The following is an 18484-nucleotide window of genomic DNA, read 5'->3' on the forward strand; positions in this document are numbered from 1 at the left end:
AACACGCGCATGGCGCAGGCACAGCAGGGCGCGAGACCGCATTTCTCGCAACCCATCCGACAAATCCTGATGATGTTGATCGCAATCGGGTTGTCCGGTCTGGGAGTGTTTCTGGCGTTGCCTTACGTGTTGCCGGTTTTTCAGGCGAACCTGTATCTGAACGGGTTCATCTTTCTGGTGTTCATTATAGGCGTGTTGGCCTGTTTTTTTCAGGTGACCCAGTTGATCGGATCGGTGCGCTGGATCGAAGCTTTCGTGGGCGGCGTAGAACGCGACGATGTGCGCCCGCCGCAACTGCTTGCCCCTTTGGCCTCATTGCTGCGGTCCCGGGGCGCGCGGTCGCACATAAGTTCAAGTTCCGGACGGTCGATTCTGGATTCGGTGGCTGAACGGATCGAAGAAGAGCGTGAAATCACCCGGTATATTACCAATGTTCTGATTTATCTTGGCCTGTTGGGAACGTTCTTTGGTCTGGCGACCACGGTTCCGGCGATTGTCGACACAATCCGCAGCCTGAACCCGCAGGAAGGCGAAGAAGGCCTGACCGTGTTCAACCGCCTCATGACCGGGCTTGAGGCACAGTTGCAGGGCATGGGCGTCGCCTTTGGGTCGTCCTTGCTGGGCCTTGCCGGGTCGCTGATAGTCGGTCTTCTGGAATTGTTTGCCGGTCACGGTCAGAACCGGTTCTATCGCGAGTTGGAAGAATGGCTTTCGGGGATCACCCGCGTCGGCCTTGGCGGGTCCGACGACGGTGGCGCCGAACTTGCCGTTCTGACACCGGTTCTGGACACGATGGCCGAACAGATGGACGCCCTGCAGGATATGTTCACAGCTCAGGAAGCGGACCGGGCGGATGTGTCTGCAAAGCTCGGACAACTTGTTGATGCCATAGGCGACATGAATCAGCGTCAGGCGCAGGGCGAAGGCGTGACCGCCGCGCTGGAGCGTGTCGCGCTGGGCCAGGATGCGTTGCTGGATCATATGCGGGATCACGGCGCGGGTGAGGGGATTGACGCCGAAAGCCGTATGCGCCTGCGCTCGATGGACGTTCAATTGCTGCGTATTCTCGAAGAAATCTCGGCAGGCCGTCAGGACAGCATGAATGAGTTGCGCAAGGACTTCGAGTTGCTGGTCAAGGCATTGACACTGCCGCGTGGGGCTGTGCGAACGCCCCCGGAAGGGGAATAGGGGATGGCCCTTTCCCGCCGTACCGGTCAACGCTTTCAGGGCTCGGTCTGGCCTGGCTTCGTGGATGCGATGACCGGATTGCTGATGGTACTGACATTCGTGCTGACCATCTTCATGATCGTGCAGTTCGTTTTGCGTGAAACCATCTCGGGGCAGGAGGACGAACTTACGGCCCTGTCGGACGAAGTTGCCGCCCTCGCCGGCGCGCTGGGATTGGAAGAACGGGAAAACAGCCGCCTGCAAGCCCGACTCGGCGCATTGAACACAACATTGACGCGCGTCGAAGATGATCTTGCGCAGGCACAGGGCCGCATCACGGCTTTTGAAGCGGAAGTCGCGGCATTGCTGGCCGATCAAGCCCGGGCACAGACGGACATTGCAGCGTTGGAATCGCTTCGTGCGGATTTACAGGCGCAGCGGGACAATTTGTTGTCGGAACAAGAGGCGCTGAACCTTGCATTGGCGCAAAGCCGTGAAGAAGTTGATGCTCAGGCCGAAGCCGCACGTTTGGCAGCCGCCCGACGCGAAGCGCTGGAGGCACTGGTGGCCGATCTGGAGAGCAGTGATGCAACCCAGACCGCCCAGATTGCCGAACTGGAACAACAGCTTTCCGACGAAGAGGCAGCCCGCCTTGCCGAAGCCGCCGCCGCAGAAGCCTTGCGCAATCGTCTGCAAAATGCCGATGCGGAACTCACGGCCATGACCCTCGCGCTTGAGGCGCAACGACAAGAGGCCGAAGATACGCTGACACTGCTCGCTGCTGCGCAGTCCGCAAAAGCCGAACTGGAACGTCAGTTCGGTGAACTGAACCCCGAGCAACTGAAAGCGCAATTGCAAGCTGCGCTCGACGCGCAGACCCAGGCGCAGACGGACGCAGCCGAGCAAAGATCACTGGCCGAAGAACGGGCTGCGTTGCTGGCCGCGGCGCGGGACTCGTTGGCGTCGGAACGGGAAATCTCGACCGAAGCACAACGGCAGACGGCCCTGCTGAACCAACAAATGTCCGCATTGCGCGGACAGCTCGGTTCGTTACAGGCGCTATTGGATGACTATGAGGACCGAAATACCGCGGCTGAAATCCGCATACAGACATTGGGGCAGGACCTGAACGCAGCACTGGCGCGGGCCGCATCAGAGGAACGGCGGCGCCGTCTTCTGGAAGAGGCAGAGCGCGTGCGGCTGGAAGCCGAAGCCGAAGAATTGGCAGGCCAGAACCAGCAATTGACGGCACAGGCGGAAGACCTGCAACGGTATCGATCGGAATTCTTCGGCCGATTGCGCGATGTTCTTGGCGATCAAGAGGGTGTGCGGATCGAAGGTGACCGCTTTGTCTTTTCGTCCGAGGTTTTGTTCGACACCGGGTCCGCGGTCCTGTCCGCTGAGGGACGGCAAGAGGTCGCCAAGGTTGCGAACATTCTTCGCAGCGTCGCGGCAGAGATCCCCGAAGGTCTGAACTGGGTGATCCGAGTGGACGGTCATACCGACAACGTGCCTTTGGCAGGCTCCGGGCGATACCGCGACAATTGGGAGCTTAGCCAAGGACGCGCGTTGTCCGTAGTGCGCTATATGGTGGATGCGTTGGACATCCCGCCCCAGCGTCTTGCGGCGAATGGTTTTGGTGAATTCCAGCCGGTCAATCCAGACGACACGCCCGAAGCACGCGCTCAGAACCGCCGGATCGAGCTGAAACTGACTGAGCGGTAATACGCCGTCCGGCGAACCGTTCGGGCGGATGCGATAAGGAATTCAGACCACATAAGGTGAAACGCGACGGCAATGACCCTATATCTGTGGGGCAGATAGTCGGGGAAAGCGCGTGAAAGACAGGGTAAAAGACGTTCAATTTGCCATCAGTAGAGCCCTGCGAGCGCCTTATCGCCGCGTAACACCATGCAAAGGCCACCAAGGCGAGACGTTTTGGCTGAAACGCGTTGAGCGTTTCGCGCCCCATCTGTGGCTGGTCAAAGGTAAGCCCGAGAACGCGTTTGCGCGCGATCGTTGGGCGCATAGGTTTTTGTGGAACCATGGCGTGCCGGTTCCAAGAATTTTGTCCGAAAGCAAGGATTACATCGCGGTTGAGGACGCAGGACCTAGCCTGAACAGACTTTGCAAGGACGGTTCCGTCGCTATGACGCAAAGACTACGCGCATGCCGCGCGGCGGGGCAGGCTTTGGCGCGCCTGCATGCGGGCGACCTGGCGCATGGTCGCCCCGCCTTTCGGGATATGTGTTGGGACGGACGTCAGATACGATTCATAGATTTTGAGTATTTTCTGCCCAAAAGGGCCGGGCGGCTGCGCAAAATGCGCGACATAAGTATCGCCGTTCTGTCGGCGCTGTTTCAGGGCACCGACGGACCCCGCTATGCGTTCTGTGTCTTGTCCGCATACTATGCTGCGCAGGACACTGCGCCAGGGATCGTACGCGTGCAACGTTCCATGCAAAACAGCTTACGCGTCACGCGCTGAGGGAAACCTAGACAGCTTGCCGCAATACCTTGACCTGGCGATTGAGCAATAACGCAGCCAAATGAAAAAACCCGCCTTGCAGGGCGGGTTTTCTGTTTGATGTTCAGGGTAATCAATCCGCCGTCAACAAGGGTGGTTTGTCGCCCGGAATTCGAGGTTGGTCGGGGCCAAGGATTTCCAGATCCAACTCGCCTTTCTTGACCGAAACACGAACCACGCCGCCTTTGGCCAGTTTCCCGAACAAAAGCTCCTCGGCCAAAGGTTTCTTGATGTGCTCCTGGATCACGCGGCCCAAGGGACGCGCGCCCATCTTGTCGTCATAGCCCTTGTCTGCCAGCCATTCGGCAGCTTTGGGCGTCAGGTCGATGGTTACACCGCGATCCAGCAACTGTGCCTCAAGCTGAAGAACAAACTTCTCGACCACTTGCAGGATAACCTCTTTCGGCAGCGGCGCGAAGGAGATCACGGCGTCCAAGCGGTTGCGGAATTCCGGCGTAAACATGCGCTCGATCGCGGCCGTGTCTTCGCCCTCGCGCCGGTCTCGCGCAAAGCCGATGGCGGCTTTTGCCTGCTCCTGCGCACCCGCGTTCGAGGTCATGATCAGAACCACGTTACGGAAATTGACCGTGCGACCGTTGTGATCGGTGAGTTCCCCGTGATCCATCACCTGCAACAGAATGTTGAACACATCCGGGTGCGCTTTCTCGATCTCGTCCAGCAGCAGCACGCAATGCGGATGCTGGTCGACACCATCGGTCAGCAGACCGCCCTGATCAAACCCGACATAACCCGGAGGGGCGCCGATAAGGCGCGATACGGCGTGTTTCTCCATGTATTCCGACATATCGAAGCGCAGCAGTTCGACGCCAAGCGTGTCTGCCAGCTGTTTTGCGACCTCGGTCTTACCAACACCGGTTGGTCCTGCGAACAGGTAGTTGCCGATGGGTTTTTCAGGTTCACGCAAACCGGCCCGGGCCAGCTTGATTGCGCTGGACAATGCTTCAATCGCTTCGTCCTGGCCAAACACCACACGTTTCAGGGATGTTTCCAGGTCTTTCAGAACCTCGGCATCGTTCTTTGTGACGTTCTTGGGCGGAATGCGAGCGATTTTGGCGACGACCGCTTCGATTTCTTTTACGCCAATCGTCTTGCGGCGCTTGCTTTCGGCCAACAAATGCTGCGCCGCTCCGGCCTCATCGATAACATCAATGGCTTTGTCGGGCAGCTTGCGATCATTGATGTAGCGCGCCGACAGCTCGACCGCGGTTTTGATCGCGTCCGCAGTGTATTTGATGGCGTGGTGTTCCTCGAAATACGGCTTGAGGCCGCGCAGGATTTTCACGCTGTCCTCGACCGAAGGTTCATTCACATCGATTTTCTGGAACCGGCGGCTCAGGGCGCGGTCCTTTTCGAAATGCTGACGAAACTCCTTGTACGTGGTTGATCCCATCGTGCGCAGTTTGCCGCCCTGCAAGGCAGGTTTCAGCAGGTTTGATGCATCCATCGCACCGCCCGAAGTGGCACCGGCACCAATGACGGTGTGGATTTCATCAATGAACAATACAGCGTCGGGGTGATCTTCCAGTTCCGTCACGACTGCTTTCAGCCGCTCTTCAAAATCACCGCGATAGCGGGTGCCTGCAAGCAGGGCGCCCATGTCCAGAGAGTATATAGTGGTGTTAGACAGTACATCCGGTGCCTCACCGGCCACGATTTTATGCGCGAGGCCTTCAGCGATTGCTGTTTTGCCCACGCCCGGATCGCCCACCAGTAGCGGGTTGTTCTTGCGGCGGCGGCACAGCACCTGAATACACCGCTCCACCTCGGCGGAACGTCCAATCAGGGGATCCACATCACCTGCCCGCGATTTGGCGTTCAAATCGACGCAGTATTTGCCCAGCGCGCTTTCCTTCTGGTCCGCCTCGGCGGTCGCGGATTGCGCCTCTTCTTCGACCTCGTCTGCCCCGGTCACGGACCGATTCTCGCCATAAGCGGGATCTTTGGCGACGCCGTGGGCGATGAAGTTCACCGCATCATAGCGGGTCATATCCTGTTCCTGCAGGAAGTAAGCGGCATTGCTTTCACGTTCGGCGAAGATGGCGACCAGAACGTTGGCCCCCGTCACCTCGGTTCGGCCCGAGCTTTGGACGTGAATCGCTGCCCGCTGAATGACCCGCTGAAACGCCGCGGTCGGGACAGCTTCGGACCCGTCAATATCGGTGACGAGGTTTGACAGATCCTCGTCAATAAATTCAACCAGTGTACTGCGCAACTCGTCCAGATCGACACTGCACGCCTTCATGACCCGGATTGCATCGGGTTCTTCCAGCAATGCCAGCAGCAAATGCTCCAGCGTCGCAAATTCGTGTCGCCGCTCATTCGCAGCCGCCAGGGCCGCGTGGATGGCTTGTTCCAATGTGCTCGAGAATGAAGGCACGCGGGTGCTCCTCTAAATTGGGCCGGAAGGGGTCGAGTATCGGCCGGAACCCCATCCCAACCATGTCCTCATACTATTAGAGTTTGGTTGATCGGCGTCCGGCTTCAAGGGTTTTCTTTCACTTGACAGTCACATTTCTTGTGAGAGTGACCGTGAAGAGGGGCAAATAGGCATCAGAACCGATCTTTTCTAGACCTGATTTCCGCGAAAACAGCCGCAGGTTCAGCGTTCTGCATCCCCAGATGCGCCTGAATCGCTGGATCCGTGGCGCGTAAAAACGGGTTTGTTGCCTTTTCTTGCGACAATTTCGCTGGAACCGTGGGATGTCCGGCGGCTCTTGCCGCATCAACCGCCGCTGCCCGGGCCTTGAGATCTGGATTGTCGGGATCGACCGTCAGCGCGAATTTCGCGTTGGATTGTGTATATTCGTGACCGGAGTAAACAATCGTTTCGTCAGGAAGCGCCGCCAGTTTTCCAAGTGACTCCCACATTTGCGACGGGGTGCCTTCGAACAAGCGTCCGCATCCAAGAGCCATCAGACTATCTGCCGTGAACACAGCATCGGACTTTGGCATGTAGAACGCGATGTGGCCGACCGTGTGGCCGGAAACATCCAGAACTTCGACCGGCTCTTCGCCTATGTAGAATGTGTCGCCCTCAACCACAGCAAGATCGAGTTTCGGCAACCGATGTTCATCCGCCTTGGCCCCAACCACCCGTGCAGGTTGCTTTTCCAATATACCGCTCAGCCCGTCCACATGATCCCAGTGATGGTGCGTCAATAGGAAATGGCTCAACCGCCAGCCACGCGCCTCCAGTTCTTCCAGAATCGGGCCGGGTTCCGGTGCGTCGATCAATGCGGTCTCGCCACTTGCGGCGTCATGGGCCAGAAAGGCGTAGTTGTCGCTGAGGCACGGGATGGTGACGATCTCAAGAGGCATGGCCTTTTGCCCTTTCGTTGCTAGACTGCGCCCAGCTAAGCCGATTGACCGGGTGTCCGCAATGCATCTTGATGTGCAGGATCTGAGGAATTTCTATTACCGCAGCACATTGGGTCGTGCGGCGCAGGCGGCTATTCGCGGGCGGCTTACCGATCTTTGGCCCGAAGCAAAGGGCCAGACCGTGGTTGGGTTCGGTTTTGCCGTTCCGCTGTTGCGCCCCTATCTGGCCGACGCGCGGCGCGTGATTGGATTGATGCCGGGCCCTCAGGGCGTCATGCCGTGGCCCGCAGGGATGCCTAACGTGTCCGTCCTGACGGAAGAAACGCTCTGGCCGATCGAGACCGGCCATGTAGACAAGCTGGTTGTCATGCATGGGCTGGAAACCAGCGAGCGACCAAGTCAGCTGCTTGAGGAATGCTGGCGCGTTCTCGGTCCGGGGGGGCGGGTGCTGTTTGTGGTCCCGAACCGCGCCGGTTTGTGGTCTCGGTCCGACCGCACGCCGTTTGGCTATGGGCGCCCATATTCGGCCACGCAACTGGAAAGCCAATTGCGTGAGCATCACTTCATCCCCGAAAACCACTGCTCGGCACTGTATCTGCCACCTTCCTACCGTCGGTTCTGGTTAAAATCCGGCGGGCTGATTGAAAAAACGGGCCAACGCCTGCCGACGGTTATGGCCGGCGGGGTTCTGATGGTCGAAGCCAGCAAGCAAATCCGCCCGCGCAGTGGCAGCGTGACAAAAGATGCAGCAAAACGACCAATCAAAGCCCTTGACGGGTTGCTGAAACCGGCCTGAGAACCGTTATGCCCGGCACCGCGTCGCAAGGGCGTAAATTGCGGGAAATAGGTCACAGGAATCGCAAAAAGCTGCACTTTGGTAACATTTTTCACCCCATCTAACCGGTCCAAAGGGTCGCACTTGGGTTAACCTTTTGAATCTAAACATTTTGTGGATAAATCTGTTACCGCTATATTATATTGCTAGCTTGGTTCGGCTCTGCTACATCCCCGGTGATTTTGATCCCCGCCCTTTATGGACGGGGTTTCTTCACGCCCCCGGGGTAGCTGCCGCAACGCGAATTCGGGGCCCAAAATATCGGAAGGGTGGACGTGTCCGAACCAGCTTCGATTTCCACAGGCATTGCTGAACGCTATGCCACCGCGATCTTTGAGATCGCCAAAGAGAATAATGACCTCGCAGGTCTGGAAACCGGCATCAACGATTTGGCAGCAGCTTTGGGCGAAAGCGCCGACTTGCGCGACCTGATCGCCTCGCCTTTGATTTCGCGCGCCGATCAGGAAAGCGCGATCACCGCAATCGCCGACAAGATGGACCTGCACGCAATCCTGCGCAACACGCTGGGCTTGATGGCAGAGAAGCGCCGCCTGTTCGTCGTTCCGCAACTGATTCAGGTGCTGCGCACCATGCTGGCCGATGAGCGGGGCGAAGTGACCGCCGATGTTGCCTCGGCCAAGGCGCTGACCAAGACCCAGGTGGAAAACCTGTCCAAGACGCTGTCCGAGCGCGTGGGCAAGACCGTGACAATAAATGCGACCGTTGATGAAAGCCTCATCGGCGGTCTTGTCGTTAAAGTGGGCTCGAAAATGATCGATAGCTCGATCCGTTCGAAGCTGAACTCCCTACAGAATGCAATGAAAGAGGTCGGATAAATGGGAATCCAAGCTGCAGAGATTTCTGCAATCCTGAAGGACCAGATCAAGAATTTTGGTCAGGAAGCCGAAGTGGCCGAAATCGGCCGCGTGCTGAGCGTCGGTGACGGGATTGCCCGTGTATACGGCCTGGACAACGTGCAAGCCGGTGAGATGGTTGAATTCCCCGGCGGCATCATGGGCATGGCGCTGAACCTGGAAAGCGACAACGTCGGTGTCGTTATCTTCGGGACCGACCGTGACATCAAAGAAGGTGACACCGTCAAGCGTACCAACTCGATCGTGGACGTTCCAATCGGTGACGAGCTTCTGGGCCGCGTTGTCGACGGTCTGGGCAACCCGATCGATGGCAAAGGCCCGATCAACGCAACCAAGCGTGGCGTTGCAGACGTCAAAGCCCCCGGCATCATCCCGCGTAAATCGGTGCACGAGCCGATGGCGACCGGCCTGAAATCGGTTGACGCGATGATCCCGATTGGCCGTGGCCAGCGGGAACTGATCATTGGTGACCGTCAGACCGGTAAAACGGCTGTGGCCTTGGACACCATTCTGAACCAGAAGGTTTACAACGACGCGGCGGGCGACGATGAGTCGAAGAAGCTATACTGCGTTTACGTTGCGGTGGGTCAGAAGCGGTCGACCGTTGCGCAGCTGGTTAAGAAACTGGAAGAGTCCGGCGCGATTGACTACTCGATCGTTGTGGCCGCGACCGCGTCCGACCCGGCGCCGATGCAGTTCCTGGCGCCTTACGCCGCGACCGCGATGGCGGAATATTTCCGTGACAATGGCCGTCACGCGCTGATCATCTATGATGACCTGTCGAAGCAGGCGGTTTCGTATCGCCAGATGTCGCTGCTGCTGCGCCGTCCGCCCGGACGCGAAGCCTATCCGGGTGACGTTTTCTACCTCCACTCGCGCCTGCTGGAGCGTTCGGCGAAGCTGAACGAAGACTTTGGCGCAGGTTCGCTGACCGCGCTGCCGGTGATCGAAACCCAGGGTGGTGACGTTTCGGCCTTTATTCCGACCAACGTGATTTCGATCACCGACGGGCAGATCTTCCTGGAAACCGAACTGTTCTATCAGGGCATCCGTCCTGCCGTGAACACCGGTCTGTCGGTTTCGCGCGTGGGCTCGTCGGCCCAGACCGACGCGATGAAATCGGTTGCCGGTCCGGTGAAACTGGAACTGGCCCAGTACCGCGAAATGGCGGCCTTTGCGCAGTTTGGTTCCGACCTCGACGCCGCGACGCAGCAGCTGCTGAACCGTGGTGCACGTCTGACCGAGCTGATGAAACAGCCGCAGTACTCGCCGCTGACCAACGCGGAAATCGTCTGCGTGATCTTTGCGGGCACCAACGGTTACCTCGACAAGATCGACGTGTCGGACGTTGGCCGCTATGAGGCCGGTCTGCTGGCGCACCTGCGCGGCAAGCACGCCGATCTGCTTCAGTGGATCACCGACGAAGATCCGAAAGTCAAAGGTGAAGCGTCCGACAAGATCAAGGCAGCGATCGACGAATACGCCGCGACCTTCGCTTGATAGGAGGTTCCGATGCCTAGTCTGAAGGACCTTAAAAACAGGATCGAGTCGGTCAAATCGACCCGCAAGATCACCAAGGCCATGCAGATGGTCGCGGCCGCGAAACTGCGCCGCGCCCAGGAATCTGCCGAAGCCTCGCGCCCCTATGCCGAGCGGTTCAATGCCGTGATGGCAGGGCTGGCGGCGTCGGTCGGGGGCAGCGACAGCGCCCCCAAGCTGCTCCGGGGTACGGGCAGCGATGATGTCCATCTGCTGGTTGTGATGACAGCTGAACGCGGCCTCTGCGGCGGCTTCAATTCGAACATTGCCAAGCTGGCCCGCGTCAAAGCGGAAGAGCTGCGCGGCAAGGGCAAGACGGTCAAGATCCTGACCGTTGGCAAGAAAGGCCGGGACGCGCTCAAACGCGACTTTGCCGATCTGTTCGTTGGGCATATCGACCTGAGCGAGGTCAAGCGCGTCGGTTATACCAACGCGCAGGACATTGCGAAGGACGTCCTGTCCCGCTTTGACGGGGCTGAGTTTGACGTTGCCACGATCTTCTACGCGAAGTTCGTCAACGTTGTGACCCAGATCCCGACCGCACAGCAGGTCATCCCCGCCTCGTTCGAAGACGAAGCGATGGGTGACGACAGCGATGCGGTTTTCGACTACGAGCCCAGCGAAGAAGCCATCTTGGCCGATCTGCTGCCCAAGGGGGTTGCGACCGCGATCTTCTCGGCTCTGCTCGAAAACGGAGCGTCTGAACAGGGTGCACGTATGTCCGCGATGGACAATGCGACACGCAACGCGGGCGAGATGATCGACAAGCTGACGATCCAGTTCAACCGCTCGCGTCAGGCCGTGATCACCAACGAGCTGATTGAAATTATTTCCGGCGCCGAAGCGCTGTAGAGACATACCGGAGACGAAACATGGCGAATGCAAAAGGCAAAGTCACACAGATCATCGGGGCCGTCGTTGACGTGCACTTCGAAGATCAGCTGCCTGAAATTCTGAACGCGCTGGAAACCACCAACAACGGCAAGCGTCTGGTGCTGGAAGTTGCGCAGCACTTGGGCGAAAACACTGTCCGTACCATCGCAATGGACGCGACCGAAGGTCTGGTCCGAGGCGAAGAAGTCAGCGACACCGGCGGCCCGATCTCGGTTCCGGTTGGCGACGCGACGCTGGGCCGTATCCTGAACGTCGTTGGCGAGCCCATCGATGAAAAGGGCCCCGTTGAGACAACTGAAACCCGCGGCATCCACCAGCCTGCGCCTGCGTTCGACGAGCAGTCGACCGAAAGCGAAGTGCTTGTGACCGGCATCAAGGTTGTGGACCTGCTGGCCCCCTACGCCAAAGGCGGTAAGATCGGTCTGTTCGGCGGTGCCGGCGTTGGTAAAACCGTTCTGATCATGGAACTGATCAACAACATCGCAAAAGTGCACTCGGGCTTCTCGGTGTTCGCGGGTGTTGGTGAACGGACCCGTGAAGGGAACGACCTGTACCACGAGATGATCGAATCGAACGTGATCAAGCCCGACAACCTGTCGGAATCGCAGGTTGCGCTGGTTTACGGCCAGATGAACGAACCTCCCGGAGCGCGTGCGCGTGTTGCTCTGACCGGACTGACCCTGGCCGAGCAGTTCCGCGACCAATCCGGGACCGACGTTCTGTTCTTCGTCGACAACATCTTCCGCTTCACGCAGGCGGGGTCTGAGGTGTCGGCTCTGCTGGGCCGTATTCCGTCTGCTGTGGGCTACCAGCCGACGCTGGCCACCGACATGGGTGCCCTGCAGGAACGCATCACCTCGACCAAGGCTGGCTCGATCACCTCGGTACAGGCGATCTACGTGCCTGCGGACGACCTGACCGACCCTGCGCCGGCGACTTCGTTTGCGCACCTCGACGCGACCACGGTTCTGAACCGTGCGATCTCGGAAAAGGGTATCTATCCTGCGGTTGACCCGCTCGACTCGACCTCGCGTCTACTCGACCCGGCCATCGTTGGCGAAGAGCACTACAAGGTTGCGACCGACGTTCAACAGATCCTCCAGCGCTACAAGTCGCTGCAGGACATCATCGCCATCCTCGGCATGGACGAACTGTCGGAAGAGGACAAGCTGACCGTGGCCCGCGCCCGTAAGATCGAACGCTTCCTGTCGCAGCCGTTCGACGTGGCCGAGGTTTTCACCGGCTCGCCGGGTGTTCAGGTTCCTCTGGATGTCACCATCTCGTCGTTCAAGGCCGTTGTGGCCGGCGAATACGATCACCTGCCCGAAGCAGCCTTCCTGATGGTTGGCGGCATCGAAGAAGTGATCGCCAAAGCCGAGAAGATGGCCGCAGAAGCCGCCTAAGGAGTATCCCTGATGGCAAACACGATGCAATTTGACCTCGTCAGCCCCGAGCGGAGCCTTGCTTCGCTTGAGGCCAGCGCGGTCCAGCTACCCGGCGCAGACGGGGACATGACGGCGATGCCCGATCATGCCCCCACCATCACCACGCTGCGCCCGGGCATCCTGAAGGTCGAGGCACCCGAAGGGGCCAGCGAGTATCTGGTCACGGGCGGGTTCGCCCAGATCAACGGCGACAGCCTGTCGGTTCTGGCCGAAAAGGCCATTCCGGTTGCCGAAGTGACGCGTTCGCATCTGGACGACCTGATCGCCGAGGCCCGCGCCTCGCACGAGGCGGCGAAGGAAAGCGATGATCAGACCATCGTTGACGACGCCGCCAAACTGCTGGCCGACATGGAAGCCCTTGGAACGCATATGAGCCTTTAAACGGCTCACAAAGAACGTAATATTGAAAACGGCCCTGTGAAAGCAGGGCCGTTTTTTTATCGTGCCATTAACGGCTTGCCAAAGTAAGCTTTGGATATTCAAACATAATGAAAACAGAATGAAAAAATTTCAAACGCATCCGATTGGGGTTGATCAAGGTGAGGAAGTCCTGTTTTCCGAGTTTGCGGATGGCGGAGATATGTGGACTGGCACGGGACCGCGCGAACGTAAGGTCGCAATCCAGTTCAGCGAGGCCTTTCGCAGCCCACCATTGGTTCAGATCGGTGTGTCCCTATGGGACGTCGATACCTCTTCAGCATTGCGGGCCGAGGTTCAGGCAGAAGACATCACGCCCGTCGGATTCAACGCTGTTTTCCGCACATGGTCCGACACCCGGATCGCCCGAATTCGCGCGACCTGGATGGCGATCGGTGAAGTCGCCCATGCGGACGATTGGAACATTTCCTAGCATTGTCAGCAGGTTGCGGCAGTTGCCGATTGGCTTTGGCAGTCTCAGTAGTTCGAGTACCGGAAGTTTACAACTTCGTCATTCTGGATCGCGCAGTGTGCTTTGATATAGCTGCGTGCGTCGCTGCGATCGCTTGACCGCGCGACCTCGAGGTCAATCAGGTCAATTCCATCTGCGTTCGTGGTATAGGAGAGCGTGCGCTCGAAATCCACGGCGTAGTACCCTTGGTTCGCCATCGCCTTGTGAGTGCGATGCATGCACAAACCAATCGCATTCTCTTTCGGCGATACATCGGGGTGTTTTTTGTAATCCGACCCGTGCTTGTGATGATGGTGTGCAATGGATGCCCCCAAAACCCCAAGCGCCACCCCGGCAATAAGTGCCCCGGCATCATCGGCCCGCGCAGGGGCAGGGGACAGTGAGGTCGCAGCGGCGAGGGCGCAAATGGTTCCGGCAGTAACGAAGTTGAGGCGCATGAGACTCTTCCTTGGGTGACCCGCTTGATTGGCGACCGATACGGTCTGCACCGAACCTAAACTGAGGATTGTGCCCAAGGCCAGATTTTTTCCAATCCAAATGCAAAGCAAGAACCGATCGCACAGACGGGCAAGTGTCCGGCATCGCGCAACGCGTCAGTCCATATGATAAAGCGACTCGTAAATTGGTGTCAGCGTCTTGTCCTCGAACAGCGATGACACGCTTGTCCCGTTCCAAATGTTCATTATCGCCTGCGTGAAAATGGGCGCGGTGGGAACAATCCGAATATTGGGCGCTTTGCCCACCTCGGGCGTGGGCTGAATGGTGTCGGTCAGCACCAGCGACTTCATAACTGAATTGGTCACACGCTCAACCGCCGGTCCACTCATGACGCCGTGTGTGATGTAGGAATGCACTTCTTTCGCACCGTTATCCAATAGGACCTGCGCCGCTTTGCACAGCGTACCGGCCGTGTCGCACATGTCATCAACAATCAGGCAAATCTTGTCTTTGACGTCGCCGATCACGGTCATTTCGGCCACTTCTCCGGCCTTCTCGCGGCGCTTGTCCACGATGGACAGCGGTGCTTCGATCCGCTTGGCCAGCTCTCGGGCTCGCGCAACGCCGCCCACATCCGGAGACACGACCATGATTTCATCCATCTGATCCCTAAATTGGGTTTTGACATCCAGCGCAAAGATGGGCGATGCGTACAGGTTGTCGACCGGCATATCAAAGAAACCCTGGATCTGCGCGGCATGCAGGTCCATCGTCAGGATCCGCTCGATCCCCGCGCCCGTCAGCATATTCGCAACCAGTTTGGCGCTGATCGGCGTGCGCGCCTTGGTGCGTCGATCCTGGCGGGCATATCCGAAATAGGGGATCACCGCGGTGATCCGCTGGGCGGACGACCGCCGCAGCGCGTCCGCAATGATCAACAGTTCCATCAGGTTGTCATTGGCCGGGTTCGAAGTCGGCTGGATAATGAACATATCCTCGCCGCGCACGTTTTCGAACACTTCGACGAAAATCTCGCCATCATTGAACCGCTCGACCCGCGCATCGACCAAACCCTGATCGACGCCGCGATGCAGGCTCATGCGGCGGGCAATGGTTTCGGCAAGCGGAAGATTTGCGTTCCCAGCAATAAGCTTGGGTTCGTGAAGTGTCGGCATCGGCTGATTATCCCCGGGCAGCAATGGCAATGTGACAGATTCGTGATGTTGACACCGCTTAGCATGGCCTTACCGTCCCGCAAAGGTAACGCAGCGGAGAAAGTGAACATGGCCCAGATTGACTACTATTTTGCGACAATTTCGCCCTACAGCTATCTGGCCGGGACACGGTTGGAAGAGATCGCGGCCAAGCATGGTGCGACGATCAATTACAAACCGCTGGATATCATCGCATTGTTCGGCAGAACCGGCGGCGTCCCACCCAAGGACCGCCATATCTCGCGCATTGAATACCGCGCACAGGAACTGCTTCGGCAATCAAGCAACCTCGGGATGGATTTCAATCTGCAACCCGCGCATTGGCCAACCAATGCCGCACCTTCATCTTACGCGGTGATCGCCGCAACCAAGGATGGTTCCGGGGATGTCGGCAAACTGTGTCATTCCTTTCTTCGCGCCTGTTGGGCCGAAGAAAAAGACATTGCCGAAGACGCCGTCATTCGCGACTGCCTTGAAGACGCCGGGTTCGATGCCGGCCTTGCTGATAGCGGTTTGCTTGTCGGGGCCGAAACCTACGCCGCCAATCTTGAAGAGGCGGTTGATCGCGGCGTTTTCGGCGCGCCCTTTTACATAACCCCCGACGACCAAAGGTTCTGGGGACAGGACCGCCTGACGGATCTGGACCGTCACTTGGAAACGCTGAAGGACTAAAGCCAATCGGAGCCGCGCACCCGCTTGCTTCATCTGGCCGGAAATATCCCGGGGGAGCCGCAGCTTGCTGCGGCGGGGGCAGAGCCCCCATCTTCCTACAGTAACGCCAGGAACTGATCGATCTGATCCTCTGTGATGGACCAGTCGCAAACAAGTCGGCACGCCAGCATCTCTTCTTCGTCCGTCCCTTCCAACGCGCTGCCCCACAGGTGATAAACGGCGCCCGCACGATGCAGGTTCCGATGTACGCGGCGCGGAAAGCTGGCGAAGATCATGTTGGCCTGTGGCTCGTACAGAAAGTCGGCCCCAACTGCCCGCAGCCCGTCAGCCAAACGCGCGCAATTGGCATTTGCCATGCGTGCCGACCTTAACCATAGGTCGTCCCGCAGATACGCTGCGAACTGAGCGGACAAGTAGCGGTGCTTGGAAAACAGATGAGCACCGCGCTTGCGACGCAATTCAAACTCCCAAGCCTTGCTTTCGTCGAAAAAGACAACGGCCTCAACGCCCATCAGACCGTTCTTGGTGCCGCCGAAGCTGACCGCATCAACACCGGCTTTCCACGTCATCTGTGCCGGCGAACAATTCAATGCGACCAGTGCATTGGCAAACCGGGCACCGTCCATGTGAACGGGCAGATTGAACTCTTTGGCAACGCCGCACAGTGCCTGCAACTCATCCAGCGAATAGACCGATCCGCGTTCGGTGACCTGAGTGATCGAAACAGGCCCACGTTGCGGCCCATGCACACCCCGAGTTTCTTCCCCCTCGATTGCGCCACGCAGCGCGTTTGGCGTCATCTTGTCGCCGCCCGGAACAAGGGTCAGTTTGGCACCTGTGTAGAACTCGGGCGCGTTGCATTCGTCCTCATGGATATGCGCGACGGGCGAGCAGAACACCGTCTCCCACGGTTTCGAAAGCGTCGCCAAGGCCAGCGCGTTTGCCGCCGTTCCCGTCGCCACAAGATATACCGCAGCGCCGGGCGCTTCAAAGATACCTCGTATCCGGTCGCGTACCTCGTTCATCAGCGTATCAGCGCCATAGGCCATCTCGTAACCCTGATTGGCTTCGGCCAGGGTGGCCAGCACCTCGGGATGAATGGGGCCGGAATTGTCAGAGGCAAAATGCATCAGTTCGGTTCCTCGATGATATAGTCTTCCCACTCTTCCATGGGGGTCTCGAATTCGGACACGGTGCGCCCCTGAACGGACACGCCTGCGGCATGAACACTGTCCGGCGTCCCGGATATCAGAGGATGCCAGTCATAGAGAGGCTTGCCCTCCCACAACAACCTGTAGGCGCAGGTTTGGGGTAACCAATAGGCGTGATCGTCGATGTTATCAGGCCGCATGACGATGCATTCGGGCACGAATTGATGGCGGATGTCATATTGCGTGCAGCGGCAGGTTTCATCGTCCAGCAGGCGGCAGGCAACGCACGTCAACGCGACCTCGCCCGTATCTTCGTCTTCCAGCTTGTTGAGGCAGCATTTGCCGCAGCCGTCGCACAGGGCCTCCCATTCCTGCGGGTTCATCTTACGCAGGGGCTTGCGCTCCCAATATCTGGGGGCCAGACCGGTTCTGGTGATGGGGTCACGGCTCATATCTTTGTCAGGATGCCGCGCGCCGTGTCGCAGTCGTCCCGCATTTGAGAAATCAGTCCGTCAAGCCCATCGAACTTCATTTCAGGCCGCAGGAATTCCACCAGCCCCACGGACAGTGTCGCGCCGTAAAGGTCGCCGGAGAAATCGAACAGAAACGTCTCGATATTGGGCACTTCGCCGTTGAACATGGGGCGCGTGCCAACAGAAGCAGCCCCAAAATAGCTGCCCATGTGCGGCCCATTCAGGACATCGACCAACACAGCATAGACACCGAACTTAGGTGGATGCAGCCCTTCGATCGACATGTTGGCCGTCGGGAAGCCAAGCTCGCGCCCGCGCTGTTCGCCACCAATGACCTCACCCTCGATACGATGCCAGTGGCCCAGCATCGCAGCCGCGTCGCGTGGCCGACCGTCCGACAGCGCCGCCCGAATTGCGGTTGAGGACACGACATTTTCCGATTTTTCCATAAGCGGCGCAATCGTTACGTCAAAACCCATCTGATCACCAAAGCGAACCAAATCGCCGGCCGTGCCGACACGACCCTTGCCAAAGCAAAAGTCGGCACCAACAACCACATGTGCCAGTCCCAGACCGTCGCAGATAACGTTCCGAGCGAATTCTTCCGGTGTCAGCCCAGCCAGCGCCGCATTGAAAGGCAATTCATAGAGCTTTTGAACACCAAGTTTTTCAAGTCGGTGCGCGCGGGCATTGCCGCGCATCAGGCGAAAGGGTGGGGCGTCTGGCGCGAAATACTCGCGCGGGTGCGGCTCAAATGTGAGAACGCCCAAAGGGGCCTCGGGTGCAACGCTATGTGCCAGTTCAATCACCGAGCGGTGCCCAACATGAACGCCGTCAAAGTTCCCGATCGCAACACTGGCACCTCGGTCCTCGGGTGTGACAAACTGAAAGTCTCGGATGATCTGCATGCGAACTGCCTAACGGGACTGCGAAGCGGGTTCAAGCATATGATGTGCAATGGGAAGGGGCGTAATCCACAGACGTGATTGATCAAATCGCGTGGTGGTGTTTCGGTTGTTCCGGATT

General features: G+C 58.5%; 18 protein-coding genes. 11 read left to right on the forward strand and 7 right to left on the reverse strand.

Features of this window, described 5'->3' with window-relative positions; translation table 11 throughout:
* The first annotated feature begins 9 nt into the window (after window positions 1-9).
* The 3 genes from RA28_RS03575 to RA28_RS22760 all read left to right on the forward strand — a co-directional run bounded on the left by RA28_RS03575 (window position 10) and on the right by RA28_RS22760 (window position 3655).
* The gene (locus tag RA28_RS03575; RefSeq protein WP_039523793.1) at window positions 10-1188 is read left to right on the forward strand and encodes a hypothetical protein; all 1179 of its coding nucleotides are present in this window, start codon (window positions 10-12) and stop codon (window positions 1186-1188) included.
* Window positions 1189-1191: 3 nt separating this feature from the next.
* A complete protein-coding gene (locus tag RA28_RS03580) occupies window positions 1192-2892 on the forward strand; it encodes a peptidoglycan -binding protein (RefSeq protein ID WP_039523795.1) in 1701 nt (566 codons plus the stop codon).
* Between the two features lie 424 nt (window positions 2893-3316).
* Entirely contained in the window at window positions 3317-3655 is a 339-nt protein-coding gene (locus tag RA28_RS22760) for a hypothetical protein (protein WP_193747346.1), read from the forward strand.
* A 112-nt stretch (window positions 3656-3767) separates the two neighbouring features.
* On the opposite strand, the gene clpA is transcribed toward RA28_RS22760, so the two are convergent.
* Together clpA and gloB are read right to left on the reverse strand one after the other, a co-directional pair.
* Complete coding sequence (gene clpA / locus RA28_RS03590) at window positions 3768-6092, reverse strand: ATP-dependent Clp protease ATP-binding subunit ClpA (RefSeq protein WP_039523797.1); 2325 nt, start codon at window positions 6090-6092, stop codon at window positions 3768-3770.
* A gap of 173 nt (window positions 6093-6265) precedes the next feature.
* Window positions 6266-7033 carry a hydroxyacylglutathione hydrolase gene (gloB, locus tag RA28_RS03595; RefSeq protein ID WP_039523800.1) on the reverse strand — a complete coding sequence of 256 codons (768 nt, stop codon included), beginning with the start codon at window positions 7031-7033 and terminating at the stop codon, window positions 6266-6268.
* 61 nt (window positions 7034-7094) lie between these two features.
* Here gloB and RA28_RS03600 point away from each other — a divergent pair, with 61 nt between their 5' ends.
* From RA28_RS03600 to RA28_RS03630, 7 genes are all read left to right on the forward strand, one after another.
* Window positions 7095-7829 carry a class I SAM-dependent methyltransferase gene (locus RA28_RS03600; protein ID WP_039523802.1) on the forward strand — a complete coding sequence of 245 codons (735 nt, stop codon included), beginning with the start codon at window positions 7095-7097 and terminating at the stop codon, window positions 7827-7829.
* Window positions 7830-8143: 314 nt separating this feature from the next.
* A complete protein-coding gene (locus tag RA28_RS03605; RefSeq protein ID WP_039525691.1) occupies window positions 8144-8704 on the forward strand; it encodes a F0F1 ATP synthase subunit delta in 561 nt (186 codons plus the stop codon).
* Entirely contained in the window at window positions 8705-10243 is a 1539-nt protein-coding gene (atpA, locus tag RA28_RS03610) for a F0F1 ATP synthase subunit alpha (RefSeq protein ID WP_039523804.1), read from the forward strand.
* A 12-nt stretch (window positions 10244-10255) separates the two neighbouring features.
* Window positions 10256-11134 carry a F0F1 ATP synthase subunit gamma gene (locus RA28_RS03615; protein ID WP_039523806.1) on the forward strand — a complete coding sequence of 293 codons (879 nt, stop codon included), beginning with the start codon at window positions 10256-10258 and terminating at the stop codon, window positions 11132-11134.
* Window positions 11135-11154: 20 nt separating this feature from the next.
* A complete protein-coding gene (gene atpD, locus RA28_RS03620; RefSeq protein ID WP_039523808.1) occupies window positions 11155-12579 on the forward strand; it encodes a F0F1 ATP synthase subunit beta in 1425 nt (474 codons plus the stop codon).
* 12 nt (window positions 12580-12591) lie between these two features.
* Window positions 12592-13002 carry a F0F1 ATP synthase subunit epsilon gene (locus tag RA28_RS03625; protein WP_039523813.1) on the forward strand — a complete coding sequence of 137 codons (411 nt, stop codon included), beginning with the start codon at window positions 12592-12594 and terminating at the stop codon, window positions 13000-13002.
* Between the two features lie 118 nt (window positions 13003-13120).
* Entirely contained in the window at window positions 13121-13471 is a 351-nt protein-coding gene (locus RA28_RS03630) for an H-type lectin domain-containing protein (RefSeq protein ID WP_039523814.1), read from the forward strand.
* Between the two features lie 44 nt (window positions 13472-13515).
* Here the strand turns inward: RA28_RS03630 and RA28_RS03635 are convergent, their stop codons facing one another.
* Window positions 13516-13947 (reverse strand): hypothetical protein, encoded by a 432-nt coding sequence (locus RA28_RS03635; protein WP_039523815.1) that lies wholly within the window; start codon window positions 13945-13947, stop codon window positions 13516-13518.
* 156 nt (window positions 13948-14103) lie between these two features.
* Window positions 14104-15123: a ribose-phosphate pyrophosphokinase gene (locus RA28_RS03640; RefSeq protein WP_039523816.1), complete on the reverse strand. Its 1020-nt coding sequence runs from the start codon at window positions 15121-15123 to the stop codon at window positions 14104-14106.
* Window positions 15124-15231: 108 nt separating this feature from the next.
* On the opposite strand from RA28_RS03640, the gene RA28_RS03645 reads away from it, so the two are divergent.
* The gene (locus RA28_RS03645; protein ID WP_039525694.1) at window positions 15232-15834 is read left to right on the forward strand and encodes a 2-hydroxychromene-2-carboxylate isomerase; all 603 of its coding nucleotides are present in this window, start codon (window positions 15232-15234) and stop codon (window positions 15832-15834) included.
* A 95-nt stretch (window positions 15835-15929) separates the two neighbouring features.
* On the opposite strand, the gene RA28_RS03650 is transcribed toward RA28_RS03645, so the two are convergent.
* From RA28_RS03650 to RA28_RS03660, 3 genes are read right to left on the reverse strand one after another with little or no spacing between them, the layout of a single operon-like run.
* A complete protein-coding gene (locus RA28_RS03650) occupies window positions 15930-16964 on the reverse strand; it encodes a threonine aldolase family protein (protein ID WP_039523817.1) in 1035 nt (344 codons plus the stop codon).
* Window positions 16964-17437, reverse strand: a complete 474-nt coding sequence (locus RA28_RS03655) for a YcgN family cysteine cluster protein (protein ID WP_039523818.1) — start codon at window positions 17435-17437, stop codon at window positions 16964-16966. Before RA28_RS03655 ends, RA28_RS03650 begins: the two co-directional genes overlap by 1 nt.
* Window positions 17434-18366 carry a bifunctional riboflavin kinase/FAD synthetase gene (locus RA28_RS03660; RefSeq protein ID WP_039523819.1) on the reverse strand — a complete coding sequence of 311 codons (933 nt, stop codon included), beginning with the start codon at window positions 18364-18366 and terminating at the stop codon, window positions 17434-17436. Before RA28_RS03660 ends, RA28_RS03655 begins: the two co-directional genes overlap by 4 nt.
* Between the last annotated feature and the right edge of the window lie 118 nt (window positions 18367-18484).

It is taken from the genome of Ruegeria sp. ANG-S4 (genome assembly GCF_000814005.1).
In the GTDB taxonomy this organism is placed as follows: Bacteria; Pseudomonadota; Alphaproteobacteria; order Rhodobacterales; family Rhodobacteraceae; genus Ruegeria.

Excerpts from the sequence above, each read along its gene's own strand:
- RA28_RS03615 (WP_039523806.1), top strand. The coding sequence starts at position 10,256 with ATGCCTAGTCTGAAGGACCTTAAAAACAGGATCGAGTCGGTCAAATCG.
- RA28_RS03660 (WP_039523819.1), bottom strand. The coding sequence starts at position 18,366 with ATGCAGATCATCCGAGACTTTCAGTTTGTCACACCCGAGGACCGAGGT.
- atpA (WP_039523804.1), top strand. The coding sequence starts at position 8,705 with ATGGGAATCCAAGCTGCAGAGATTTCTGCAATCCTGAAGGACCAGATC.
- RA28_RS03575 (WP_039523793.1), top strand. The coding sequence starts at position 10 with ATGGCGCAGGCACAGCAGGGCGCGAGACCGCATTTCTCGCAACCCATC.
- RA28_RS22760 (WP_193747346.1), top strand. The coding sequence starts at position 3,317 with ATGACGCAAAGACTACGCGCATGCCGCGCGGCGGGGCAGGCTTTGGCG.
- RA28_RS03635 (WP_039523815.1), bottom strand. The coding sequence starts at position 13,947 with ATGCGCCTCAACTTCGTTACTGCCGGAACCATTTGCGCCCTCGCCGCT.
- RA28_RS03645 (WP_039525694.1), top strand. The coding sequence starts at position 15,232 with ATGGCCCAGATTGACTACTATTTTGCGACAATTTCGCCCTACAGCTAT.
- RA28_RS03630 (WP_039523814.1), top strand. The coding sequence starts at position 13,121 with ATGAAAAAATTTCAAACGCATCCGATTGGGGTTGATCAAGGTGAGGAA.
- RA28_RS03625 (WP_039523813.1), top strand. The coding sequence starts at position 12,592 with ATGGCAAACACGATGCAATTTGACCTCGTCAGCCCCGAGCGGAGCCTT.
- atpD (WP_039523808.1), top strand. The coding sequence starts at position 11,155 with ATGGCGAATGCAAAAGGCAAAGTCACACAGATCATCGGGGCCGTCGTT.
- gloB (WP_039523800.1), bottom strand. The coding sequence starts at position 7,033 with ATGCCTCTTGAGATCGTCACCATCCCGTGCCTCAGCGACAACTACGCC.
- RA28_RS03580 (WP_039523795.1), top strand. The coding sequence starts at position 1,192 with ATGGCCCTTTCCCGCCGTACCGGTCAACGCTTTCAGGGCTCGGTCTGG.
- RA28_RS03640 (WP_039523816.1), bottom strand. The coding sequence starts at position 15,123 with ATGCCGACACTTCACGAACCCAAGCTTATTGCTGGGAACGCAAATCTT.
- RA28_RS03600 (WP_039523802.1), top strand. The coding sequence starts at position 7,095 with ATGCATCTTGATGTGCAGGATCTGAGGAATTTCTATTACCGCAGCACA.
- RA28_RS03650 (WP_039523817.1), bottom strand. The coding sequence starts at position 16,964 with ATGCATTTTGCCTCTGACAATTCCGGCCCCATTCATCCCGAGGTGCTG.
- RA28_RS03655 (WP_039523818.1), bottom strand. The coding sequence starts at position 17,437 with ATGAGCCGTGACCCCATCACCAGAACCGGTCTGGCCCCCAGATATTGG.